An 18,848-nucleotide genomic window follows, 5' to 3' on the forward strand; every position below is an offset into this window, starting at 1 on the left:
GCTGCCCATGCGGTTTTCCATAGAATCCATCCGGGATTCCATGCTGCCCATGCGGTTTTCCAAGGAGTCCAATCGGGTTTCCACACCACTTAATCGGGTTTCCACACCACCCAGCCGGGTGTCTATAGAGCCGATATGGGTGTTCATTTGTTCCAATATGGAGAGAATTTTTTCTTCGTTATTCATACCAATCGCCATGCGATACAGAATTCGCACAAAAAGCTATGTAAACATAACCTTTCGTGCCCGGTACCGTTCCTTTCTTCGTGTTTTTCACACCAATCCCTCGCTTTATTTCGTCTTTACAGCTCTGGCTCTGCCCTGCGGCGGGGCCGGGGGGCCACTGTTACGGTAAGCTCGTTCTGGCTGGAAAGGTTGGAGTCAATGTCCAGGGTATAGCGGATATCCATGGAGCCGCCCTCCTGGCCCAGGGCCACCTTCAGCTTGCTGGTGAACACCCCCACAGTGAGGGAGCCGAAGCCTGTGTCATACAGGCACAGATGGCGGCGGCCCTCCTCCAGGATAAGCCGGGTGGAAGAGCCTTGGCGGATCATGGTAACCTTCCCAGGCTCCACCTTGAGCACGGCGGTGTGGGCCTGCCGGGGATCGTCCTCGTCATATTCCTTATAGGCGATAAATTGCGCGCCGTCCCGCTGGGTATAGGTGCCAGTGGTGCTCAAGGTCACTTCCCCGCGGTCCTCGGCCTCGTATAGCTGCCGCCCGGTGATGCTGATATTGTAATCGTCTTTAAGCATGGCTTTCCTTTCACCTCTCATAGGGACAGTGCTGGTTTCCTGTTTTTTACACAATAAAAGAATGCTGGGGACTGTTTTGGGGCATGTGCTCTGGTCTTAATATGGGGACAGGCTTTTATTAAGCAAATTGCTAGGCGCCTTCCATGCTTACCCGTCCTGTGCGGCCCTGGACAGAGTGCCCTAAGAACAGCTCTGCCACGCCTGTAAAGCTTTCCGGCTCGTCGGTGACAAAAAAAGCGGCGCTGCGGGGGTTTCCCTCCCCGCAGAGAAGGCCGTCCTCTGCCAGCCGCCCGGCTAGGGCCAGGGCGGCTTCCCGGCCCGCGTCCACCAGGGACACGGAATGGCCCATTACGCTGGCGATGATGGGGGCAATGATGGGATAGTGGGTGCAGCCCAGAATCAGGGTGTCCACGCCGGCTTCCCGCACGGGGCCTAAGTACCGCTGGGCCACCAGCCGGGTGACCTCCTCCTGGGGGGAGATAAAGGCGTTTTCCACCAAGGGCACAAAGAGGGGGCAGGCCTGGGAGTATACCTCCAGCTTGTAGTCGATCCCCAAAAGGGCCTGGCGGTAGGCGTCGCTGTGGATGGTGGCGCTGGTGCCGATAACGCCCACTTTTTTGTTCTTGGTAAGCCCGGCGGCAGCCTTTGCCGAGGGGCCGATAACATCGAAATAGGGCACAGGCAGGCTTCTGCCAATGTCTCCCGCTGTAGAGCTTACTGTGCCGCAGGCCGCCAGCACAGCCTTCACATCGTGGTTCATCAGGAAGGCCATGTCCTGGGCGGCATAGCGGCGGATGGTTTCCCGGCTGCGGGTGCCATAGGGCACCCGGCCAGTGTCCCCAAAGTATACAATGCTCTCCCGGGGCAGGATTTTCTCCAACTCCTTCACAGCCGTAAGGCCCCCCAGGCCGGAATCGAATACGCCGATGGGCCGGTTGTCGGGCTTTCGGCTGCCAGCAGGCTGGTTATCCATTGCCGCCGCCCCCTTAGCAGCCCGCCTGCCGGAAGGCAAGGGCAATCAGCCTGTCAAGCAGCTCTCCATAGCGCAGCCCCATAGCCATCCACAGCTTGGGGTACATGCTGATAGAGGTAAAGCCCGGCAGGGTGTTCAGCTCGTTTAGAACCACCCGACCGTCTCCCTCTGTCACGAAGAAGTCCACCCGGGCAAGGCCGGAGCAGCCCAGAAGCCGGTAGGCCCGCACAGCGGTTTCCTGAATCTGTTTGGCGGCTTCCTCCGGGATACGGGCAGGGATATAGAGCTGGCTGGTGCCGTTTACATATTTGTCGTCGTAATCATAAAACTGGGCGGAAGCGCCGATTTCCCCCACCATGGAGGCCAGGGCGTCCTGGCGGTTGCCCAGCACAGCGCACTCCACCTCCTGGCCCTTGATGCCTTCTTCCACCATGATTTTGCCGTCCTCTTTTGCCGCCTTGCGGATGGCCTCGTCCAGGCCCTCGGGAGACTCCACCTTGCTGACCCCCACAGAGGAACCGGCGTTGGCAGGCTTCACAAACACAGGGAAGTCCAGGCGGGCGCAGATTTTATTTTTGATGGTTTCCGGCGCGCAGTCGAAGCGGTCGGCGTAAAACCACAGGTAATGGGCCTGCTCGATGTTGGCGGCGGAAAGCAGGGTGTGGGTGACAGCCTTATCCATGCAGATGGCGGAGGCTTCCGTGTTGCACCCTACATAGGGGATGCCGGAAAGGGCCAGAAGGCCCTGGAGGGTGCCGTCCTCCCCGTTTTTTCCATGGAGGGCGGGGAATACGCAGTCCAGATGAATGGTGCGGGGGTTTTCCCCCAGCACCACCAGCCCGTGAAGGGAAGGATCCGGGGAGAGGAAGGCAGGCTCCACCGGGCCTTTCTCCCATTGCCCTGAGGGAAGCAGCGCAAGCTCGCCGGTATACAGCAGCCAGCGGCCCTCCTTGGTGATGCCCACCATGTGGATATCATATTTTTCCCTGTCCAGGTTTTCCAAAACCGACGCTGCGGACATGAGGGAAACCTCATGCTCAGAAGACTTCCCGCCGAAAAGTACGGCAAGGTTGACTTTTTTACCGGATTCGCTCATAATGATTCCATCTCATTTCTATAAAAGGATATTTCATTCGGAAAGTACAGAAGGAGTTCAAAGGACATAACCCCGCTTTTCATTATACTATATGCACCGGGATTTCGCAACCTGCAAAAGCTTTCGGGCAAGACTTTTCACAGGCCGGGCCGCTTCCCCTGGGAAAGGGGCAAAAAGCCGCCTCCCCCTGCGGAAAAAGTGCTTGACAAAGCCAGGGAGGTGTGGTATATTGTAGAAGCTGTCCAGAACCAGAGACAGCAGGTAACAGCCATAAGCGCTGTGTAAACGGGTTGACCGGCCTGCCGAGGGAAAGACAAGCGTTGTGCTTAAGTTTTTTGCAGCGTTTGTGCGCCTTCCTGCGGTTTTGCCGGGAAAGGCGCTTTTTGTGTTGTTTTGAAACACGTCCCCTTTGAAAAGGACGAAAGCTTTTGGCTTTATCCCTTTTCAAATGGAACGGCAACCGGAGGTGAAACGAATTGCCCAGTGAGAAAATTTTGGAGCAGAAGCAGCAGCAGGTGGCGGCTTTAAAGGAAGCCTTTGAAAAGGCCAACGTAGGCGTACTGGTAAACTACAACGGCATCACCGTGGAGAAGGACACAAAGCTGCGCAAGCAGCTGCGGGAAGCCGGCTGTGTGTATAAGGTTGTGAAGAACACTCTGCTGTCCCGCGCCTTTAAGGATGCGGGAATCGAGGGCCTGGACGAGTGCCTCAACGGCACCACCGCCATTGCCTACAGCGAGAACGGCTACACCGAGGCCCCGAAGATCCTTTCCGATTACGCCAAGGATAATGAGAACTTCCAGGTGAAGGCCGGCTTTATTGACGGCGGCGCGGTAGACGCCAAGAGCATCGACGCTCTGGCGAAGCTGCCCTCTAAGGAAGTGCTGCTGGCCCAGGTTCTGGGCGGCCTGAACGGGCCTATCCAGGGCTTTGCCAATGTGCTCAATGGCACCATGCGCGGCCTGGTAATCGCGCTTAACGCCATTGCGGAGAAGCAGGGGGCATAAGTCCCCGGATTAAGTTAAGCTGAAAAGAGAATTTTAAATGGAGGTATTTACCCATGTCTGAGAAAGTAACCAACCTGATTGAAGAAGTAAAGGCCCTTACCGTCCTGGAGCTTTCCGAGCTGGTTAAGGCTCTGGAAGAGGAGTTCGGCGTATCCGCCGCTGCCCCCGCTGCTGTTGCTGTGGCCGCTCCTGCTGCTGCCGCTCCTGCTGCTGAGGAAAAGACCGAGTTTGACGTTGTGCTGAAGTCTGCCGGCGCCAACAAGATCAACGTTATCAAGGTTGTGAAGGAAGTCACCGGCCTGGGCCTGAAGGAAGCCAAGGCTCTGGTTGACGAGGCTCCCAAGACCGTGAAGGAAGGCGCTTCCAAGGATGACGCCGAGGCCCTGAAGGCCAAGCTGACTGAGGCTGGCGCTGAGGTCGAGCTGAAGTAAGCAGCGTAACGCTGGATCTAAAATGCATAGGAAAGGCCCTGGGGTTTCCCAGGGCTTTTTTGTTTTTTCCGTTCCTATTTCACAAGCTTGTATTCATAGCAGTTTTCTATGATTTCAAAGCCGATTTTCTGGTATACCCGGTTGGAGATGGGGTTCTTTTTATCCACGAAAAGGGTGCAGTATTCCTTGCCCTCCCTCAGCTTTTCCTGGCAGATGGCGGCGACTGTGTTCTGGCAGTAGCCCTTGCCCCGGTGCTGAGGCGGGGTGTATACCGCGCTGATACATGTCCCGTGGGGCAGGTCGCGGAACACAGCCGCCATGGAGACGGCCCCCTCCCCGGGCGCTTCAAAAAGATAATAGAGGCCGTTTTCCACCCGTCCGCCCTGTTCTTTGCGGATGTCCTCCAGGCTGTGGTCTTCCCCGTGGATGTCCAGATAGAAGCCATGGCACCACTGCGCCACAAGGCCCATATCATCCCCGGTGGTTTTCCGGACAGCCCCAGGCAGCTTTTCCGGCTGGATAACCTTTTTCAGCACCATGATGTCCATAGAGGAACGCAGGGAAAATTCCCCGCCGTAAGCTTCCATGAAAGCCTTTGCCAAATCTTCCCGGGCGGTGACGCCCTCGATTTCTATGTTCCCTTCCCGCAGGTACCGGGCCAGTTCTCCTGCCGCCTCCATAGATTTTTCCATCCCCTGGGGCGCGTTCAGGCAGATATTCCAGGGCGCGGTGTTGCCGAACAGCAGGCACATCCGGCCTTCTTCCTCATATCGTCCAAAGAGCAGGCCGGGGTGGCAGCCCTCCTCCCGGTGGGTCTGGGCGTTGCCCAAATTGAGCTGCACAAGGGCTTCGTTTTCCAGCAGGAAGTCCCGGTTTTCCTCCAAAAATTCCCCAGGCTTCCCATAAAGCTTACAAACCATCTTTCTTTTCCTCCTTTCGGTTTTTGCCATTATAGCACCGGAGACAGGCTGTGTCAATGCGCCGCCTGCAAAGGGAGAATTCTGCGCGGCCTCCCCAGCTTCTAATTTAGAAATATAGGCTTGATTTTTCACCTGCCTTTCTGTATAATTTACTATATATGGACTGGGGGATTCCCCGGCAACGAAACAAGGAGGCGAGCCTAGTGCAGAAGCGCGTTTTGGTGGTAGACGATGACGAAATGAACCTGACAAGGGCCAGGATCATCTTGCAGAAGGATTATGAGGTGCTTTTGGCAAATTCGGGGATGGAAGCACTGCATATACTGAGCAAGGAGAAGGCCGACCTGGTCCTGCTGGATATTGAAATGCCGAAAATGAACGGATTTGTTACATTCAGGCGCATAAAGGAGACGTATGGCGAGATACCTGTCATCTTTTTAACGGCCTCGGGGCTGGAAGACGATGTGCTCAGCGCAATCAAGCTGGGCGCGGTGAATTACCTGAAAAAGCCTTTCCTGCCCCAGGAACTGCTCAGGCGGGTCGCGCTGGAGTTTGAGAACCAATGAGGGCGGAGGAACAGACAAGCAAACACCTGCTGCTGGCTGTCATCGCAACAGTTTTCAGCGTGGCGATGAACCTGATGACGGTTTTCATGGGGTGGGAGCTTTGGGTGATCCCTTTGATGGCGGCAGGCTGCCTCAGCGTGTGGGTTCTGCACATTGGGCGGATTGGCTCCGGGACGCTTTATGAAAGCCTGTGCGCCGGGCTGCTGCTTTTGGAATACTTTTTTTACAGCGTACACGAAACCAGCCTTTTTGATATCCCCAACATAGCCGGCATCCTGGTGTTTTCCCTGTTTATACTGAACAGGAAATGGATTCTGCACGCAATGTTTGCCCTGTATGTGCTGGCCCTGCTGTACCATACGCTGGTGCTCCATACCATCACCCCTGCCATGGAGCTTCACGACGCGCTGCGCCTGGGGCTTGGCATGGTGGTGGTGCTGGGAGGGACTTCGCTGGCCCGGTACTGGATAAACAAACGCAATGCCCAGTGGAAATGGTATGAAAATGTGCTGGCAGAGCTGGAGACAGTGGGAAAGCAGAACGCTGTGTTTTTATCCAACGTTTCCCACGAGCTGCGCACCCCCATCAACATGGTTATCGGCATCAGCGAGGTGGCCCTGGGGAAAGACCCTCCCAAGGATATCCGGTCTGATCTGATGTCCATTGAAATGGCGGGCAAACGCCTGTCCAGCCAGATTAACAACATGATGGACTACACGGAGATTGTGGCAGGCACGCTGATTCCGGCAAAGGAAGAATACATGATCACCTCTGTGCTGAACGATGTGATTACCACCACTGCCCTGCAAACAAACCGGCAGCATTTGGAGCTGGTGTTTGATATTGACCCGAAGGTGCCGGCAGCCCTTGTGGGCGACGCGGAGAAGATTTCCCACGTGCTGAAAATCCTGGTGGAAAACTCCGTCAAGTTCACAGAAGAGGGGGGCGTAAACGTCCGCATAGGATACCGGCAGGAAGCCTATGGCATGAACCTGATCATAGATATCCATGACACGGGAATTGGCATGACGGACGCCCAGTTGGTGAAGATGTACGATGACTTTTACCAGGCGGATACCGGAAGCAGCCGTTTCGCAGGGGGGCTGGGGCTGGGGCTTCCCATTGCCAGAGGGCTTTTGGATGCCATGGGCGGCTTCATCCATTTTGACAGCAAGAGAAAGCAGGGCCTGCATGCCCACATCGTCATACCCCAAGGCGTGGTGGATCAGCGGCCCTGCATCGTTTTGCCCCATGCGGATAAGCTTTGCATCGGCTGCTACTTCAAGCCGGATAAATATGCCTCCGATGAGGTTCGCGGCTATTATGACGGGCTGATTTTAAGCTTGATAAAAGGGCTTAACATCCAGGGGTATCAGGCCCATAATTTTGAGGGGCTGCTCAAGCTGCAGCGCAGCTATGAGCTGACCCATGTGTTCATTGCGCAACCGGAATATGAGGAAAACCCGGCGTATTATGAGGAGCTGGCGGAAACCAAGTCGGTTATCGTCATTGCGGAAAGGGAGTTTGTCCTGAACAGCGGAAGCCGGCTGCTGGTGATACATAAGCCTTTTTCGGCCCTTTCCGTTGCAAACCTGCTTAACGGGGAAATGGGTGAACGGGGCTTTATGGAGGATCAGGCCGCGGGCCGCAGGCCCTTCACCTGCATAGGGGTGCGGGCCTTAGCGGTGGATGACGAGGAGATGAACCTGGTGGTGGCCAAGGGCGTGCTGGGCAGCTATGGGATAGACGTGGACACCTGCCTGAGCGGGCGGGAGGCTGTGGCCCGGTGCGAGAAAATCCCTTATGACATTGTTTTCCTGGATCACATGATGCCAGGCTTTGACGGCGTGGAAACCCTGAAACGGATCCGCGAGATCCGCGGCGGCGTATACCAGGATCTGCCCATTATCGCGCTGACCGCCAACACAGTCAGCGGCGCAAGGGAGATGTTCCGCAGCGAAGGGTTTACAGAGTTTGTCCCCAAGCCCATTGAGCGCTCTGTTTTAGAGCGTGTCCTGCGGAAAGCCCTGCCGAAAAGCTGCATCCGGTACAGCGCAAAGCCCACAAAACAAGATGTATCCAAAGAGGAGGAAACTGCCGCCCCGGAAAGAGAAGAAGAGGATCGCGGCCTGGCGGAAGCGCCGGAGGCTGCCCAGCCCAAAGCGGATTTTGGGTCCTCCCCTTACGGCCGGCTGTCGGAAGCCGGCATCAACGTGAAGCTGGGGCTGGATTATTGTGCCGGGGAAGAGGCCTTTTACGGGGAGATGCTCCAGCTTTTCTGCGACCAGTGCGCGGACAAACAGGCGGAGATTGTTTCCCTGTATGAAAGCGGGGACTGGGGAGAGTATGCCGTGAAGGTTCACGCGCTTAAGAGCACATCCCTGACAATAGGCGCGGAAGCCCTTTCCGCACAGGCAAAGGCCCTGGAGCTGGCGGGGAAAAAGGGGGACGCGGATTATATCCGGGAGCACCATCCCGCGCTGCTGCGCAGCTATACAGAGCTTTGCGAACAGATTGCCGCAATATGAACGCGGTATTTTGAGGCGTGCCCGGTTAAAGGCTTGGGCTTGGGCGCGCTCGTTTTGAGGAGTGAAAGAATGCGTGATTAAAAAATGGTTTGCAATCATCAATGATCACAGAATCAGCTTGTATGACCGGATGTTCCGCATTGTGACGGTTATATGCATGTTTGCGCTGGTGCTGATCCTGCCCATGGGCAGAAGCATTTGGAACATCCTGGTGCTGGCAGTCAGCCTTGTGGCTATGGGGCTTATTGTAAAGTTCAGCATTCAGAGGGGGCGTATACAGGCAGGCGCCACAGCCATTTCGGTGCTGCTGCTTCTGATGTTCCCCATCAGCTTTTTTACGGCGGGCGGCTTTTACAGCGGGGTGCCGGAGTGGTTTATATTCTGCTTCATCTATGTCTGCATCACGCTGCACGGGAGGCGGATGACGGTATTTTTCATTCTCTGTATGGTAGAAACGCTGCTTTGCTATGGCTTTGCCTTTTACTTCCCCGGGCTGGTGGCGCAAAATACCCAGCAGGCCTCTTTCTTTGATTCCGCGTTTTCCGTAGTTATGGTGGGTATGCTGACCAGCGTGCTGCTTATGTTTTTAAACAAGATGTATCAGGAGGAAAACAAGCTTTCCCAGCAGCAGAAGAAGGAAATCGAGGAGTTAAACCGGGCGGAAAACCACTTCTTTTCCAGCATGAGCCATGAAATCCGCACGCCCATCAACACCATCATCGGGCTTAATGAAATCATCCTGCGGGGGGACGTGCCGGAAGATGTGGCGGAGAATGCCAGGAATATCCAGGGCGCCAGCAAAATGCTGCTGACCCTGATTAACGACACGCTGGACTTGTCCAAAATTAAATCCGGGAAAATGGAAATTGTCAATGTTTCCTATGAGACAGGGGCGCTTTTCTCGGAAATCGTCAATATGATATGGATAAAAGCCAGGGAAAAGGGGCTGGAGTTTAAGCTGAACGTGGATTCCTCTATTCCCAGCATGCTTTGCGGAGACGAGGTGCGCATTAAGCAAATCCTTATAAATTTGCTGAATAACGCGGTGAAATACACCAGCGAGGGTTCTGTCACCCTTTCTGTCCGGTGCGAGCGCCGGAGCCTCAACCAGGTGCGCGTCTGGTATTCTGTAGAGGACACCGGGATGGGGATGAAGAAGGAAAACATCCCGTATATTTTCAACGCGTTCCGGCGGGTGGACGAGGAAAAGAACCGCTATATTGAGGGAACGGGGCTGGGGCTGAGCATTGTCCAGCAGCTTGTGGAAATGATGGGCGGGCAGATCAGCGTGAACAGCGTCTACACCAAAGGATCTACCTTTATTGTCATGCTGGATCAGGATATTGTAGATGAAAAGGAGCTGGGCACGTTTACCCTTGCTTCCCGTATAAAGGGCCGCGAAGGGGAGTTATACCATCAGAGCTTTGAAGCGCCGGACGCCCATATCCTGGTGGTGGATGACAACGACATGAACCTGATGGTGGTAAGCAAGCTGCTTTCAGAAACCAAGATCCAAATAGATACAGCCCGAAGCGGCGGGGAATGCCTGAAGCTGACCCAGAACCACCATTATGACTGCATCCTTATGGATCATTTGATGCCGGAAATGGATGGCATCCAGTGCCTCCATGCCCTGCGCGCGCAGCCGGTAGGGCTGTGCCAGGATGTTCCTGTGATTGCGCTGACAGCCAATGCAGGCAGCGACAACCAGCTTTTGTACCGGAAGGAAGGGTTCAGCGGGTATCTGGCCAAGCCGGTAAGCGGGGCGCTGCTGGAGGCCGCTGTGCTGAGCGTTCTGCCCAAGGAGCTGGTGGTGCTCAGCGAGGAAGCCAGCCAGGCGGACATTGAAAAGGGGATTTTAATCTTTGAGCAGGTAAAAAGGCGCTCTATTATGGTCACTACAGACAGTGTGTGCGACCTTCCCGGCTCTCTCCGGAAGAAGTTTGGCATTCCTGTATGCCCTTACTATGTCTGCACAGACGACGGGCGCTTTTTGGACGAGCAGGAATTAAAATCGGATGAACTGCTGCTGCATATTGCCCAGGGGCGCAAGGGCTATTCCCAGGCGCCGGAGGTGGAGGATTACGAAAGGTTTTTCGCGGAAAAGCTGACAGAGGCCCAGAACATAATCCATATCTCTATGGCAAAGCATGTTAGCGAAGGGTATCAAAACGCCTGCGAGGCGGCGAAATCCTTTGAAAACGTAACGGTGATAGATTCCGGCCATCTTTCCAGCAGCATGGGGCTGATTGTGCTGTGCGCGGCCTATATGGCGGAGCACCATGCCGCAAAGGAGGAGATTGTGGAGGCCATAAAGCGGATGAACCGTTTTATCTCCTCGGCTTTCATTATCAACAACACCCACATGCTGCGCCAGTCCGGGCGGATATCCAAGAAAGTGCAGGTGCTGTGCGATTCCCTGCTGCTGCATCCTGTGCTGGTGCTGAAAAAGAGCAGGATGGTTGTGGGCGGCATGAAGATGGGCGGGTTTTACCGCGCGGCCAAAAGCTACATCAAGCGCACGCTTCTTGATACCAGGAATATTGACCGGCGCATTCTGTTTATCACCTATTCCGGCATGGATGAGAAAAAGCTTCAATATATCCGGAAACTAGTACAGCAGTATTGCCCCTTTGAGCGGGTCTATATGCAAAAGGCTTCTTCTGCCATCGCAAGCAACTGCGGCCCGGGTTCCTTTGGACTGCTGTTTATGAGGCGTGATGACTCTACGGCCTCCTTCTTCCATGTAGCTGAGCAGAACCGGGCTGAATAGGGAAAATCTTGGGCTTCTCTTAGCAGGGTTCCCGCCAGCTTTGGTGGCTATAGCGTAAAAAATACAGAGAAAAGAATGATACCGGGCACAAAAGGCTGATATTCCATCTCTTTTTGTGCGTATTCTCTATCGCATGGCGATTAAGATGGAAAAAGCAGCGGCATAGGAAAACCGTTGCTTTTCCTATGCCCAGCTTGCCTGGCTCCGGGTTCGCAAGCCTTCCAGACGCATGTATTTCCCCGGGAATAGCCTTTGTCCCCGGCTTTCAGGATTCCCAGTCCAGCTTTGAAGGGGAGGCCATTTCCTGATACCTTGCGGCTCTGGTGCTTTTTTTAAAGCTCGGGAGGTTCCTGCTGCTGAATAAAGTCAATTATTAGACGGTTTGCGATTTGTCTGTACAATGTGATACCAACTTTATCTAATGAAGGAGGGCCAACATGAATCGGGAAGAAGTGAGAGCATGTGTATTGCAGCGGAATATCCTCTTTCAATGCTGCAAACTGTTGTCTATTGTTCTCCGTCCGGCTGACGGATTGCGAAATCTGCGGCCTGGAAACGCCCGCCGCAGAACGGGCGGCGGCGCAGAACCCGGATGCTCCTGCCTATGTCCTGTATACCTCCGGTACCATGGGACGGCCCAAGGACGGTGGACGGTATGAGGGAAAAACCTTATCATTTGTATGTAGACAGCAGGGAGAAAACATTACTTTTACATAGCCTTGTGGAGCTGAAAAATCAGCTCATACAGCAGGGCAAATACGGGGATTGCGTTAATCCTCTGCTTCCTCTTTTGCCTTACATAGTCCGTTTACAGTTGCTTCTATGACGGAAAGCTCTTTATCGTCTAATCTGTTGAGCTTTGCGTCTAAGCGTCTGCGGACAGAACTTTTTTCGACTTTCCTGTTTGGGAAAGGTAAACCCCTTAAAGCACGTTGAGGACGCTATCGAGCAGAACGACAATAATTTTGACGGTATCATCAACAACACGCCCACCCCTACTGCCGACGAGATGGAAGCAAAGGCGAGAAGCGGCGAACAGATCTCCCTTACATACATCAATCTTCTCACAAGCGGCAGGCTCATCACCTACCTTGCCGATATTGACAGGCAGGCGCAGGAACGCTTTGAAAGGCTCATAGAGGGCATGAAACAGTCACAGGGCATAACGGAACAGCTAAAGGAAGAAAATTCCTTAGAATGGACAGGGCGGCTCAACAACATAAGGGCGTGTGCGAGGGAGATTGTGAACGAGGAAATTGTAAATGTATAGTAAACTGGTGGCAGGGTGTAAAAGCCCTGTCGCTTTTCTTGTCGGGAGGCTATTATTAAATTTGCTTAGTTGATAGAGTTTGTTTGAAGATTTATGATGAAATATTTTGTGAGAAGCGGCAAAATCTTGTGAAACAGCGCATTATGCCGCATTTCCTGACAACAGACCACCCCAATTACTACGAATTTACTACCAAGGGATGAGCTTTGATACGACGAAACACCGGGAAATGCGGACATACGGTTTTGCGCCGACCTTTGAACTGCCCTCTAAAATCACATATCGCCCGACTGGATAAGCCGTCTTTTCTGCATGGAAAAGGCGGCTTTTTCTATGCCCGTTGTAGCTTTGCAAAAAAACCGCAAAATAATTTCAAATTATCTGCAAAAAAAGAAGAGCGCTTAAATGGTAAAATAAACCGTTTAAGCGCTCTTACTTTTTAGAAATCAGTTTGGCTTTTTCCTGCGGTTTCCGTGTTCCTCCAGGATCAGGTTTTGTCCTGTCCTGGGCTGCTGGTTCGGTATGTATTCCAGCAGCTCCGACAGGTCGCAATCTAAAGCTTCACAGATTTTGTCCAGGTGGTCGAAGCTTACCCGCTCGGCTACTTCTTGATATAAATCGCTGATAGTGCCGGGCCGGATGCCTGTTTCCCTGGCCAGCTTAGATTGTTTCCACCGGCGTTCGCCGAGGATTCTGGATAGATGAATTTTAATCATCTTTCATGCCCCTTTATTGGGCATTTTACCAGAAAGAGTATAATTTGTCCGCACTTTGTAAGGTTGTGACAAATATCGTAAGAGCCTTACAATATCTGTTAGAAATTGCGGATAATCAGCTCTGCATAGTGCTTTTTGTTGTTCCCGCTGCCGGACAGGTTTTCCCTGCGTTCCACCCTTTCAATATTATAGCCCATATACAATTCCCGCACCTCGGGGCAGTCATTGTAGGAGAGGATAAAACGGCCCTTAAGAGGCTCCAGAGAGGCCCGTAAACGCTGGTGGTCATCGGGGGTAAAGGGGGAGTCATAATACCCCTCGGTGCCAATATACGGCGGGTCAAGATAGAACAGCGCGGCCTTGCGGTCATACACCCGGATAAGGTCTGCAAAGTCCTTGTGTTCTATGTTCACGCCCCGGAGCCGTTCTTTTATGGCGGTTAAGCGTTCAACCGCATTGTCTACCATCTTTTTACTGGTTCCATAGGTTCTGTGCTCACTGCCAAAGCTCAGCTTGACCATATAGAAAAACCGGGCGGCCCGCTGGATATCTGTAAGCCCCCGCATATCAGCCTGGGCCACATAGTCAAAAAACTGCTCCCTGGAGGACAGCAGCCAGTCAAATTCCCGCTGCAGCTCCCCACAGTGATACTTTACACAGCGGAACAGGTTCACCAGATCGCCGTTGATATCGTTATAGACCTCCAGCTGGCCCGCCTGCCTTTCCTTGGCGAAAAGCACCCAGGCCGCGCCGCCGAACACTTCAATATACCGCTCCACCTTATCCTTGGGGAAGCGCTCTAAAATGGCTTTGCGCAGGGTACGCTTGCCGCCGATCCAGCCCATAAAGCTGTCCATATAATAGTCCATCCCTTTCTGTAAATTAAGGGGCCAGAATCCTCGGGCGGACTACCGAAGGGCAGCAGGCTATTTCAGCTTTTCCGCGATCCGCTTGGCAAGCACAGCGGCCTTGCACTCGCTATGGGTCAAGCCCAGCTTGCCGCCGCCCACGCCGGAGATAATACCTTTCTCCACCAGCTCCCGGATATCCTCCCGCCAGTAGCTGGGCACCTCATCCAGGGTGTTGTAGGTGGGGTTGATCTCGTCGTACATTTTCTTAAACTGCTTGCCGTCCATGATGCTTTCCTCCTTTGCCGCCAGGTCTTTTGCCGAGGCAATTTTGTTGATGTAGTCCAGGCACACCCAGCCCTCGCCACAATAGCCCCAGTTGCCATCCTCTTTGGTAATGGTGAGCACTGTGCCGTCCTCAAAAGCCTTAATGACCGATCCGCTTACCGGGGCCGTGCGGCAGTTGAGGCCGTCATCGGCGTTTACCTGGCCCTGGTACGGCTTAAAGGGCTCAGAGGATACGCTGCTCAGTTTCCGATTGACTTCTTTGGCAATCTGCCCCAGCCGGTTATAGATATAATCACCGGGACAGGACTTGTTGGCGTAGTCCCGATGGACTGTCAGGTTGCAGCCATTCAGATGATTCATGCGGGTGTTTTTGTCCGTAGACCACACCAGCTTCTTGATGCCGTTGCGCCTGCAAATGTCCGCACACAGCTCAATGAGGGACTTCCACACATGTAGGCTTTGATTTCGTTCCTGATATTCATAATCATATCTCCTTCGATAATCGTATTCGCCATCCGGCGTAGAATTTGAAAACGCTCCCAGCGACCAGGGCAAGCTGTTCACAATGCCCAGGCCACAGGAGCGCACATCGGATTTCAGCGTTCAGCGTGAAGCCATGCGAAACCATGAATACCAGCAGAGGACAGCGTACCATGTTCGCCGTCCGGCGTTGCGTGTTTCCACGAAAAAGCGCCATACTGATGCCGTTCTATTCGCTGATTTCACATAGATTAAAATTTAGTGTGCAAAAAGGGCGGCCTACCGAAGCAAGCCGCCCATATCTCAGGTGCTTTCCGTATTCTGCTGGGCCTCCAAAGCCTTCTGCCGCCGTTTCGCCATGTACCGCCTGTTGTACTCGGCTTTCTTTGCCCGCTTCTTCCGAAGCTGCTCCTGTTCCTCCAATTCTTCCGCAGTCGGTTCCGGGATAGGCACATCAAATTTACCGATAAACTTCAAGTAAATATCGACTTCCTGCGTCCGTTCGCCGGTAGACCTGTCCGCTTCATGGACAACGATCTTGTCCACAAACTCGTTAATCATCGGCGTGGTCAACTCGGAAAAATCGGTGTACTTCCTGGCAAGGGCCATAAACTGATCGACCTTTGCCGTATCCGCTTCAAAACTCTCCAAGTCCGCCTGTGCTTTCTGGATGGACGCTTCCAGCGTTTCCTGTTCCTGCTCGTATTCGGCAGACAGCACATCAAACCGCTTTTCGCTGATTTTGCCAATCGCATAGGATTCGTAAAGTTTCTTGATGATACCATCCAACTCTGCCGCCCGCTTCTGCTCCCGCCGCACACGTTGTTTCAGCGCCTTAACGGTTTCAGCCTGCCGGACCTCTGACGCGCTGCGAACCTTCTGAATAAACTCGGCCTCGTTCTTGATCGCGTAGGTACTGGCGGAACGTATTGCCTCCAAGACCAATTCCCGCACAACGGCAGTCCGAATAAAGTGCTGGGAGCAGACTGTGCTGAATCTGGCCCTGCTGTTGTTATAGGTGGAGCAGTTGTATTCGTCCCGGTCCGGCCTGCGCTTCCCGTTGGGCCTGCCCTGCCAATCCCGCGCCTGTCCCGCGCTGCCCCGATGATTATACATCTTTGCGCCGCAGTCGGCACAGAACATCAGGCCCGTCAAAGGATTCGCCTCGCCCAGAGTGTCCGTCCGGCGCACGACCTTTCGCAACTCCTGCGCCAAATGCCACGTCTTTTCATCCACAATGGCTTCCTGGGTATTCTCGAAGATCACCCAATCCTCTTTCGGCGCTTTTTTAGGCCGTTTGTCCTTGTAGGATTCTTTATAGGTGCGGAAATTAACAGTATGCCCCATATATTCGGGCCTTGTGAGCATATCGGCAACGGTGGTTCCCTGCCAGATATAACGTTCATCTGAATAGTCCCTGCTCTGGCAAGTTCCCTGGTTCCGCTGTCCCAGGTAGTAGGCGGGCCGCTCTACCTTCTCCTTCGTCAAAATGCGGGCAATTTGGTGGGGACCATTCCCTTCAATCGTAAGCTGGAAAATCCGGCGCACAACCGCCGCCGCTTCCTCATCAATCAGCCAGTGTCCAGGGTCGTCCGGGTCCTTGCGATACCCATAGATAGCGTGGTTCGTGGTGTGCTTGCCGCTCATGCCCTTGGCTCGGAGTACGGAAGTCACTTTTCGGCTGCAATCCCGAATATACCATTCGTTTATGACATTCAAAAAGGGGGCGAACTCCCCGCTGCTTTGTACGCTGCTGTCTATACCGTTGGAGATGGCGATAAACCGGACGCCCTTTTCCCGAAACATAACCTCGGTATAGAAGCCAGTTTGGAGATAATCACGCCCAATCCGGCTCATATCCTTGGCAATCACACAGCCGACCTTTCCGGCCTCAATGTCCGCAATCAGGCGTTTCCAGTCCGGGCGGTCGAAGCTGCCGCCCGACCAGCCGTCGTCTGTGTAATGGGCACAGTTACTGAACCCATGCTGGGCAGCATACGTTTCGAGCATCAGTTTTTGATGAACGATCGAGTTACTATCGCCCGCCGACATTTCATCGTCACGCGATAACCTCTCATAGAGGGCCGTGATCTTCTCTGTGTCCAACCGCTTTGTGTTCATAGCGAACTCCCTTCAAGCGGCTGGGTCATTTGTGGTATGTTCATTGTACCACAGTCCGCCGCATTTGTCACGGCCTCATGCTGAATTAAATGCAGAATTTTGTCGTTCATGGTTTCCTGGGCGGTATCGCTGAAATGAACCCGGAGTTTGTAGGTGGTAGAACCGATACGCCGGTAGATCGTGGCAGTTTTCGCCTCTGCCGGTTGAATTGTAGTTATATTGGCCTTCCTTTCTTGCGGTAGGTCGCAACCCGTGGTATGATGTTGGTGGGTGTTCCAGGCAAACGGAAAGCCAGCCCTCAGTTGCGTAATGTCGTTTGCAACCGAAAGCTGGCTTGATGTGCCTATGTAGTTTTGTCGTGAAAGGACGATGGTTTTCACAGCGTCCAAAGCATCCTCTCACTAATAGGAGAAAAACCGTGAGTAAAGCGGAACCATTTTCAAAAGATTTTTGAAATTTCCTTGGAGCGCCCCGGTTTGTTCGCCTATTTCTATTATACGGTGAAAATCGCCTGGACCACAAAAATATGGCGATAATGCAAGATTTGTCCATGCCGCTCAGAAAAATTGCAAAAATGCAAGATGGAATCAAACTGCGCCAAGCATGGTCTGGTCAGTAGTAAAATGCTGTTGACCAGAACCAAGAGTGCAAAATGCACACTTGGTCCTGGGTACAACGCGGCCGACAATTTGTCGGTGACGTTACGGACAAATTGTCCGTTTGGTTTTGGCCTGCGTCATTTTGCTGCTGACCACAAAATCAGAACGCCATTTGTTGTTCTGATTGGTGGCGGTCAAAATGTCCGGCACCAGCAGAGAAAGGTGATGGCATATTTCGCTGCCACCTCAACGGCAACGTGACGGAAATTTTGACCACAACGTTGGCAAAAATCAGAATTACATTTCTGATTTTCAGCGGAATTATTGTATTGGGCGAGGCATTACCACCTTTCTGGCTATATTCATTCACCACAAATGACCAGCCGCTATGTTATATTTGGGTAGCTTTTCTAAACTACCCTTTATAACATACATCCTCGGTGGAATTGTCGGGGGTGATGTCAAAATACACAGGCTCAGAATTGAGAACATAGCCATAAGGGGCCTGTACCTCGACAAGGGAATAACCGGTTCCATAGGGCAGGACTTCCGGGGTGATGAGGGTGCCGTCTGTGGTGGTATAGAAAGTGTCGATGGTTGTAACTGCCGGGTAGGTGAACCGCATGGTAACAAGCTGACCGTTGGGGTCAAAAATCTGGAAGCCAGCCCCGGCGTAGGGGATAGCCTTGCCAGTTTCCGCGTCCGTCTTGATTACTTTGACGTAGCTGGTGAAGGGAGCGCTGTTAATGAGATAGCGATAAACCCCACCGTCTTTGTTGATGAATACGTCAAAGTCCTTCATGAGTTCACGCCCGTCCCAGCCTTTGGTCTGACGTACAGTATACACGCCGTAGGGCAGCAGCTCGGTTTCCGCATAGCCGTTTTCATCACAAATCAGGTAGTCCCGCTCAGACTCCTTGGCGCTGTCATAGCTGCCGGAGGACTTCAGGAACACGGCAAACTCCGCGCCGACTTCGGGGGTCTCTATTTGGGTGGAGCCATCGTCACAGTGCTTGATGATGGTGATTTTTCCCTTCTGTACGGTCTCAGGGCTGGTAAGGGCAGGTGCGGAGTTAAACTCTACCTCATACTGCTTGGGATCAGCGCCCACAGGGTACACGGTTTCATCCAGCAGATATCCCTCGCTGGGGCTGATCTCCTGCACTGTCCAGCCGGAATCGCATACATAGTAACTTGTAGTGAAATGACCGTCGCTGTCGGTGGTGTAGGTGTCCACCAACTCGCCGTCTTTATACACACCATACACGGCCCCCGCCAGAGTAGCGTCGCCCTGCTGAGTGCCGTCCTCGGAGGTCTTGACGATTTTGGCGGAGCCGTAAGAAACATTGAGTTTCAGGTAAGCAGCAATGGGGTCTGTGACGGACTGCGTATAGGTGACGGTCCAGCCCCGTATACATGCTGGTTTCCCCGCACACCAGCCATACCCTTTTCCCCCGTCTTGGGGGTGGGGATTTTT

15 protein-coding genes and 5 pseudogenes are annotated in these 18,848 nt (G+C 53.4%); 7 read left to right on the forward strand and 13 right to left on the reverse strand.

Going from position 1 to position 18,848, the window contains the following annotated elements; genetic code table 11:
- From D1841_RS13820 to D1841_RS13835, 4 genes and pseudogenes are all read right to left on the reverse strand, one after another.
- Positions 1-186 (reverse strand): annotated as a pseudogene (locus D1841_RS13820) (hypothetical protein); the annotation flags it as partial.
- Between the two features lie 116 nt (positions 187-302).
- Positions 303-776 carry a DUF1934 domain-containing protein gene (locus D1841_RS13825; RefSeq protein ID WP_237076375.1) on the reverse strand — a complete coding sequence of 158 codons (474 nt, stop codon included), beginning with the start codon at positions 774-776 and terminating at the stop codon, positions 303-305.
- 109 nt (positions 777-885) lie between these two features.
- Positions 886-1,728, reverse strand: a complete 843-nt coding sequence (gene murI / locus D1841_RS13830; protein WP_160643956.1) for a glutamate racemase — start codon at positions 1,726-1,728, stop codon at positions 886-888.
- 13 nt (positions 1,729-1,741) lie between these two features.
- A complete protein-coding gene (locus tag D1841_RS13835) occupies positions 1,742-2,824 on the reverse strand; it encodes a D-alanine--D-alanine ligase family protein (RefSeq protein ID WP_160643958.1) in 1,083 nt (360 codons plus the stop codon).
- A 476-nt stretch (positions 2,825-3,300) separates the two neighbouring features.
- On the opposite strand from D1841_RS13835, the gene rplJ reads away from it, so the two are divergent.
- On the forward strand, positions 3,301-3,831 hold the full coding sequence (gene rplJ, locus D1841_RS13840; protein ID WP_160643960.1) for a 50S ribosomal protein L10: 531 nt from the start codon (positions 3,301-3,303) through the stop codon (positions 3,829-3,831).
- 53 nt (positions 3,832-3,884) lie between these two features.
- Positions 3,885-4,262 carry a 50S ribosomal protein L7/L12 gene (gene rplL, locus D1841_RS13845; protein WP_160578582.1) on the forward strand — a complete coding sequence of 126 codons (378 nt, stop codon included), beginning with the start codon at positions 3,885-3,887 and terminating at the stop codon, positions 4,260-4,262.
- 74 nt (positions 4,263-4,336) lie between these two features.
- Here rplL and D1841_RS13850 read toward each other — a convergent pair whose 3' ends face one another.
- A complete protein-coding gene (locus D1841_RS13850) occupies positions 4,337-5,182 on the reverse strand; it encodes a GNAT family N-acetyltransferase (protein ID WP_160643962.1) in 846 nt (281 codons plus the stop codon).
- 203 nt (positions 5,183-5,385) lie between these two features.
- On the opposite strand from D1841_RS13850, the gene D1841_RS13855 reads away from it, so the two are divergent.
- From D1841_RS13855 to D1841_RS13865, 3 genes are all read left to right on the forward strand, one after another.
- Entirely contained in the window at positions 5,386-5,748 is a 363-nt protein-coding gene (locus D1841_RS13855; protein ID WP_160643964.1) for a PleD family two-component system response regulator, read from the forward strand.
- Positions 5,745-8,276 carry a hybrid sensor histidine kinase/response regulator gene (locus D1841_RS13860; RefSeq protein ID WP_160643966.1) on the forward strand — a complete coding sequence of 844 codons (2,532 nt, stop codon included), beginning with the start codon at positions 5,745-5,747 and terminating at the stop codon, positions 8,274-8,276. Before D1841_RS13855 ends, D1841_RS13860 begins: the two co-directional genes overlap by 4 nt.
- Positions 8,277-8,349: 73 nt before the next feature.
- Positions 8,350-11,049 (forward strand): DegV family protein, encoded by a 2,700-nt coding sequence (locus D1841_RS13865; protein WP_160643968.1) that lies wholly within the window; start codon positions 8,350-8,352, stop codon positions 11,047-11,049.
- A 770-nt stretch (positions 11,050-11,819) separates the two neighbouring features.
- Here D1841_RS13865 and D1841_RS19905 read toward each other — a convergent pair.
- Positions 11,820-11,927 (reverse strand): annotated as a pseudogene (locus D1841_RS19905) (transcriptional regulator); the annotation flags it as partial.
- Positions 11,928-11,953: 26 nt separating this feature from the next.
- On the opposite strand from D1841_RS19905, the pseudogene D1841_RS19290 reads away from it, so the two are divergent.
- Positions 11,954-12,058: pseudogene (locus D1841_RS19290) on the forward strand (DUF4316 domain-containing protein); the annotation flags it as partial.
- A 36-nt stretch (positions 12,059-12,094) separates the two neighbouring features.
- Positions 12,095-12,319: pseudogene (locus D1841_RS19295) on the forward strand (TnpV protein); the annotation flags it as partial.
- A gap of 446 nt (positions 12,320-12,765) precedes the next feature.
- Here the strand turns inward: D1841_RS19295 and D1841_RS13880 are convergent.
- The 7 genes and pseudogenes from D1841_RS13880 to D1841_RS13910 all read right to left on the reverse strand — a co-directional run.
- Entirely contained in the window at positions 12,766-13,035 is a 270-nt protein-coding gene (locus tag D1841_RS13880; RefSeq protein ID WP_161880022.1) for a helix-turn-helix transcriptional regulator, read from the reverse strand.
- Between the two features lie 98 nt (positions 13,036-13,133).
- Positions 13,134-13,892 carry a DNA adenine methylase gene (locus D1841_RS13885; RefSeq protein WP_160643974.1) on the reverse strand — a complete coding sequence of 253 codons (759 nt, stop codon included), beginning with the start codon at positions 13,890-13,892 and terminating at the stop codon, positions 13,134-13,136.
- Positions 13,893-13,961: 69 nt separating this feature from the next.
- Entirely contained in the window at positions 13,962-14,735 is a 774-nt protein-coding gene (locus D1841_RS19300) for a hypothetical protein (protein WP_347563996.1), read from the reverse strand.
- Between the two features lie 219 nt (positions 14,736-14,954).
- A complete protein-coding gene (locus D1841_RS13895) occupies positions 14,955-16,772 on the reverse strand; it encodes a recombinase family protein (protein ID WP_160643976.1) in 1,818 nt (605 codons plus the stop codon).
- Complete coding sequence (locus tag D1841_RS13900; RefSeq protein WP_237076377.1) at positions 16,769-17,152, reverse strand: transposon-encoded TnpW family protein; 384 nt, start codon at positions 17,150-17,152, stop codon at positions 16,769-16,771. Before D1841_RS13900 ends, D1841_RS13895 begins: the two co-directional genes overlap by 4 nt.
- Positions 17,153-17,531: 379 nt before the next feature.
- The gene (locus D1841_RS13905; RefSeq protein ID WP_160643978.1) at positions 17,532-17,744 is read right to left on the reverse strand and encodes a hypothetical protein; all 213 of its coding nucleotides are present in this window, start codon (positions 17,742-17,744) and stop codon (positions 17,532-17,534) included.
- 60 nt (positions 17,745-17,804) lie between these two features.
- Positions 17,805-18,695, reverse strand: a pseudogene (locus D1841_RS13910) (collagen binding domain-containing protein); the annotation flags it as partial.
- Between the last annotated feature and the right edge of the window lie 153 nt (positions 18,696-18,848).

The organism is Neglectibacter sp. X4, assembly GCF_009917365.1.
Lineage (GTDB): Bacteria > Bacillota > Clostridia > Oscillospirales > Acutalibacteraceae > Acutalibacter.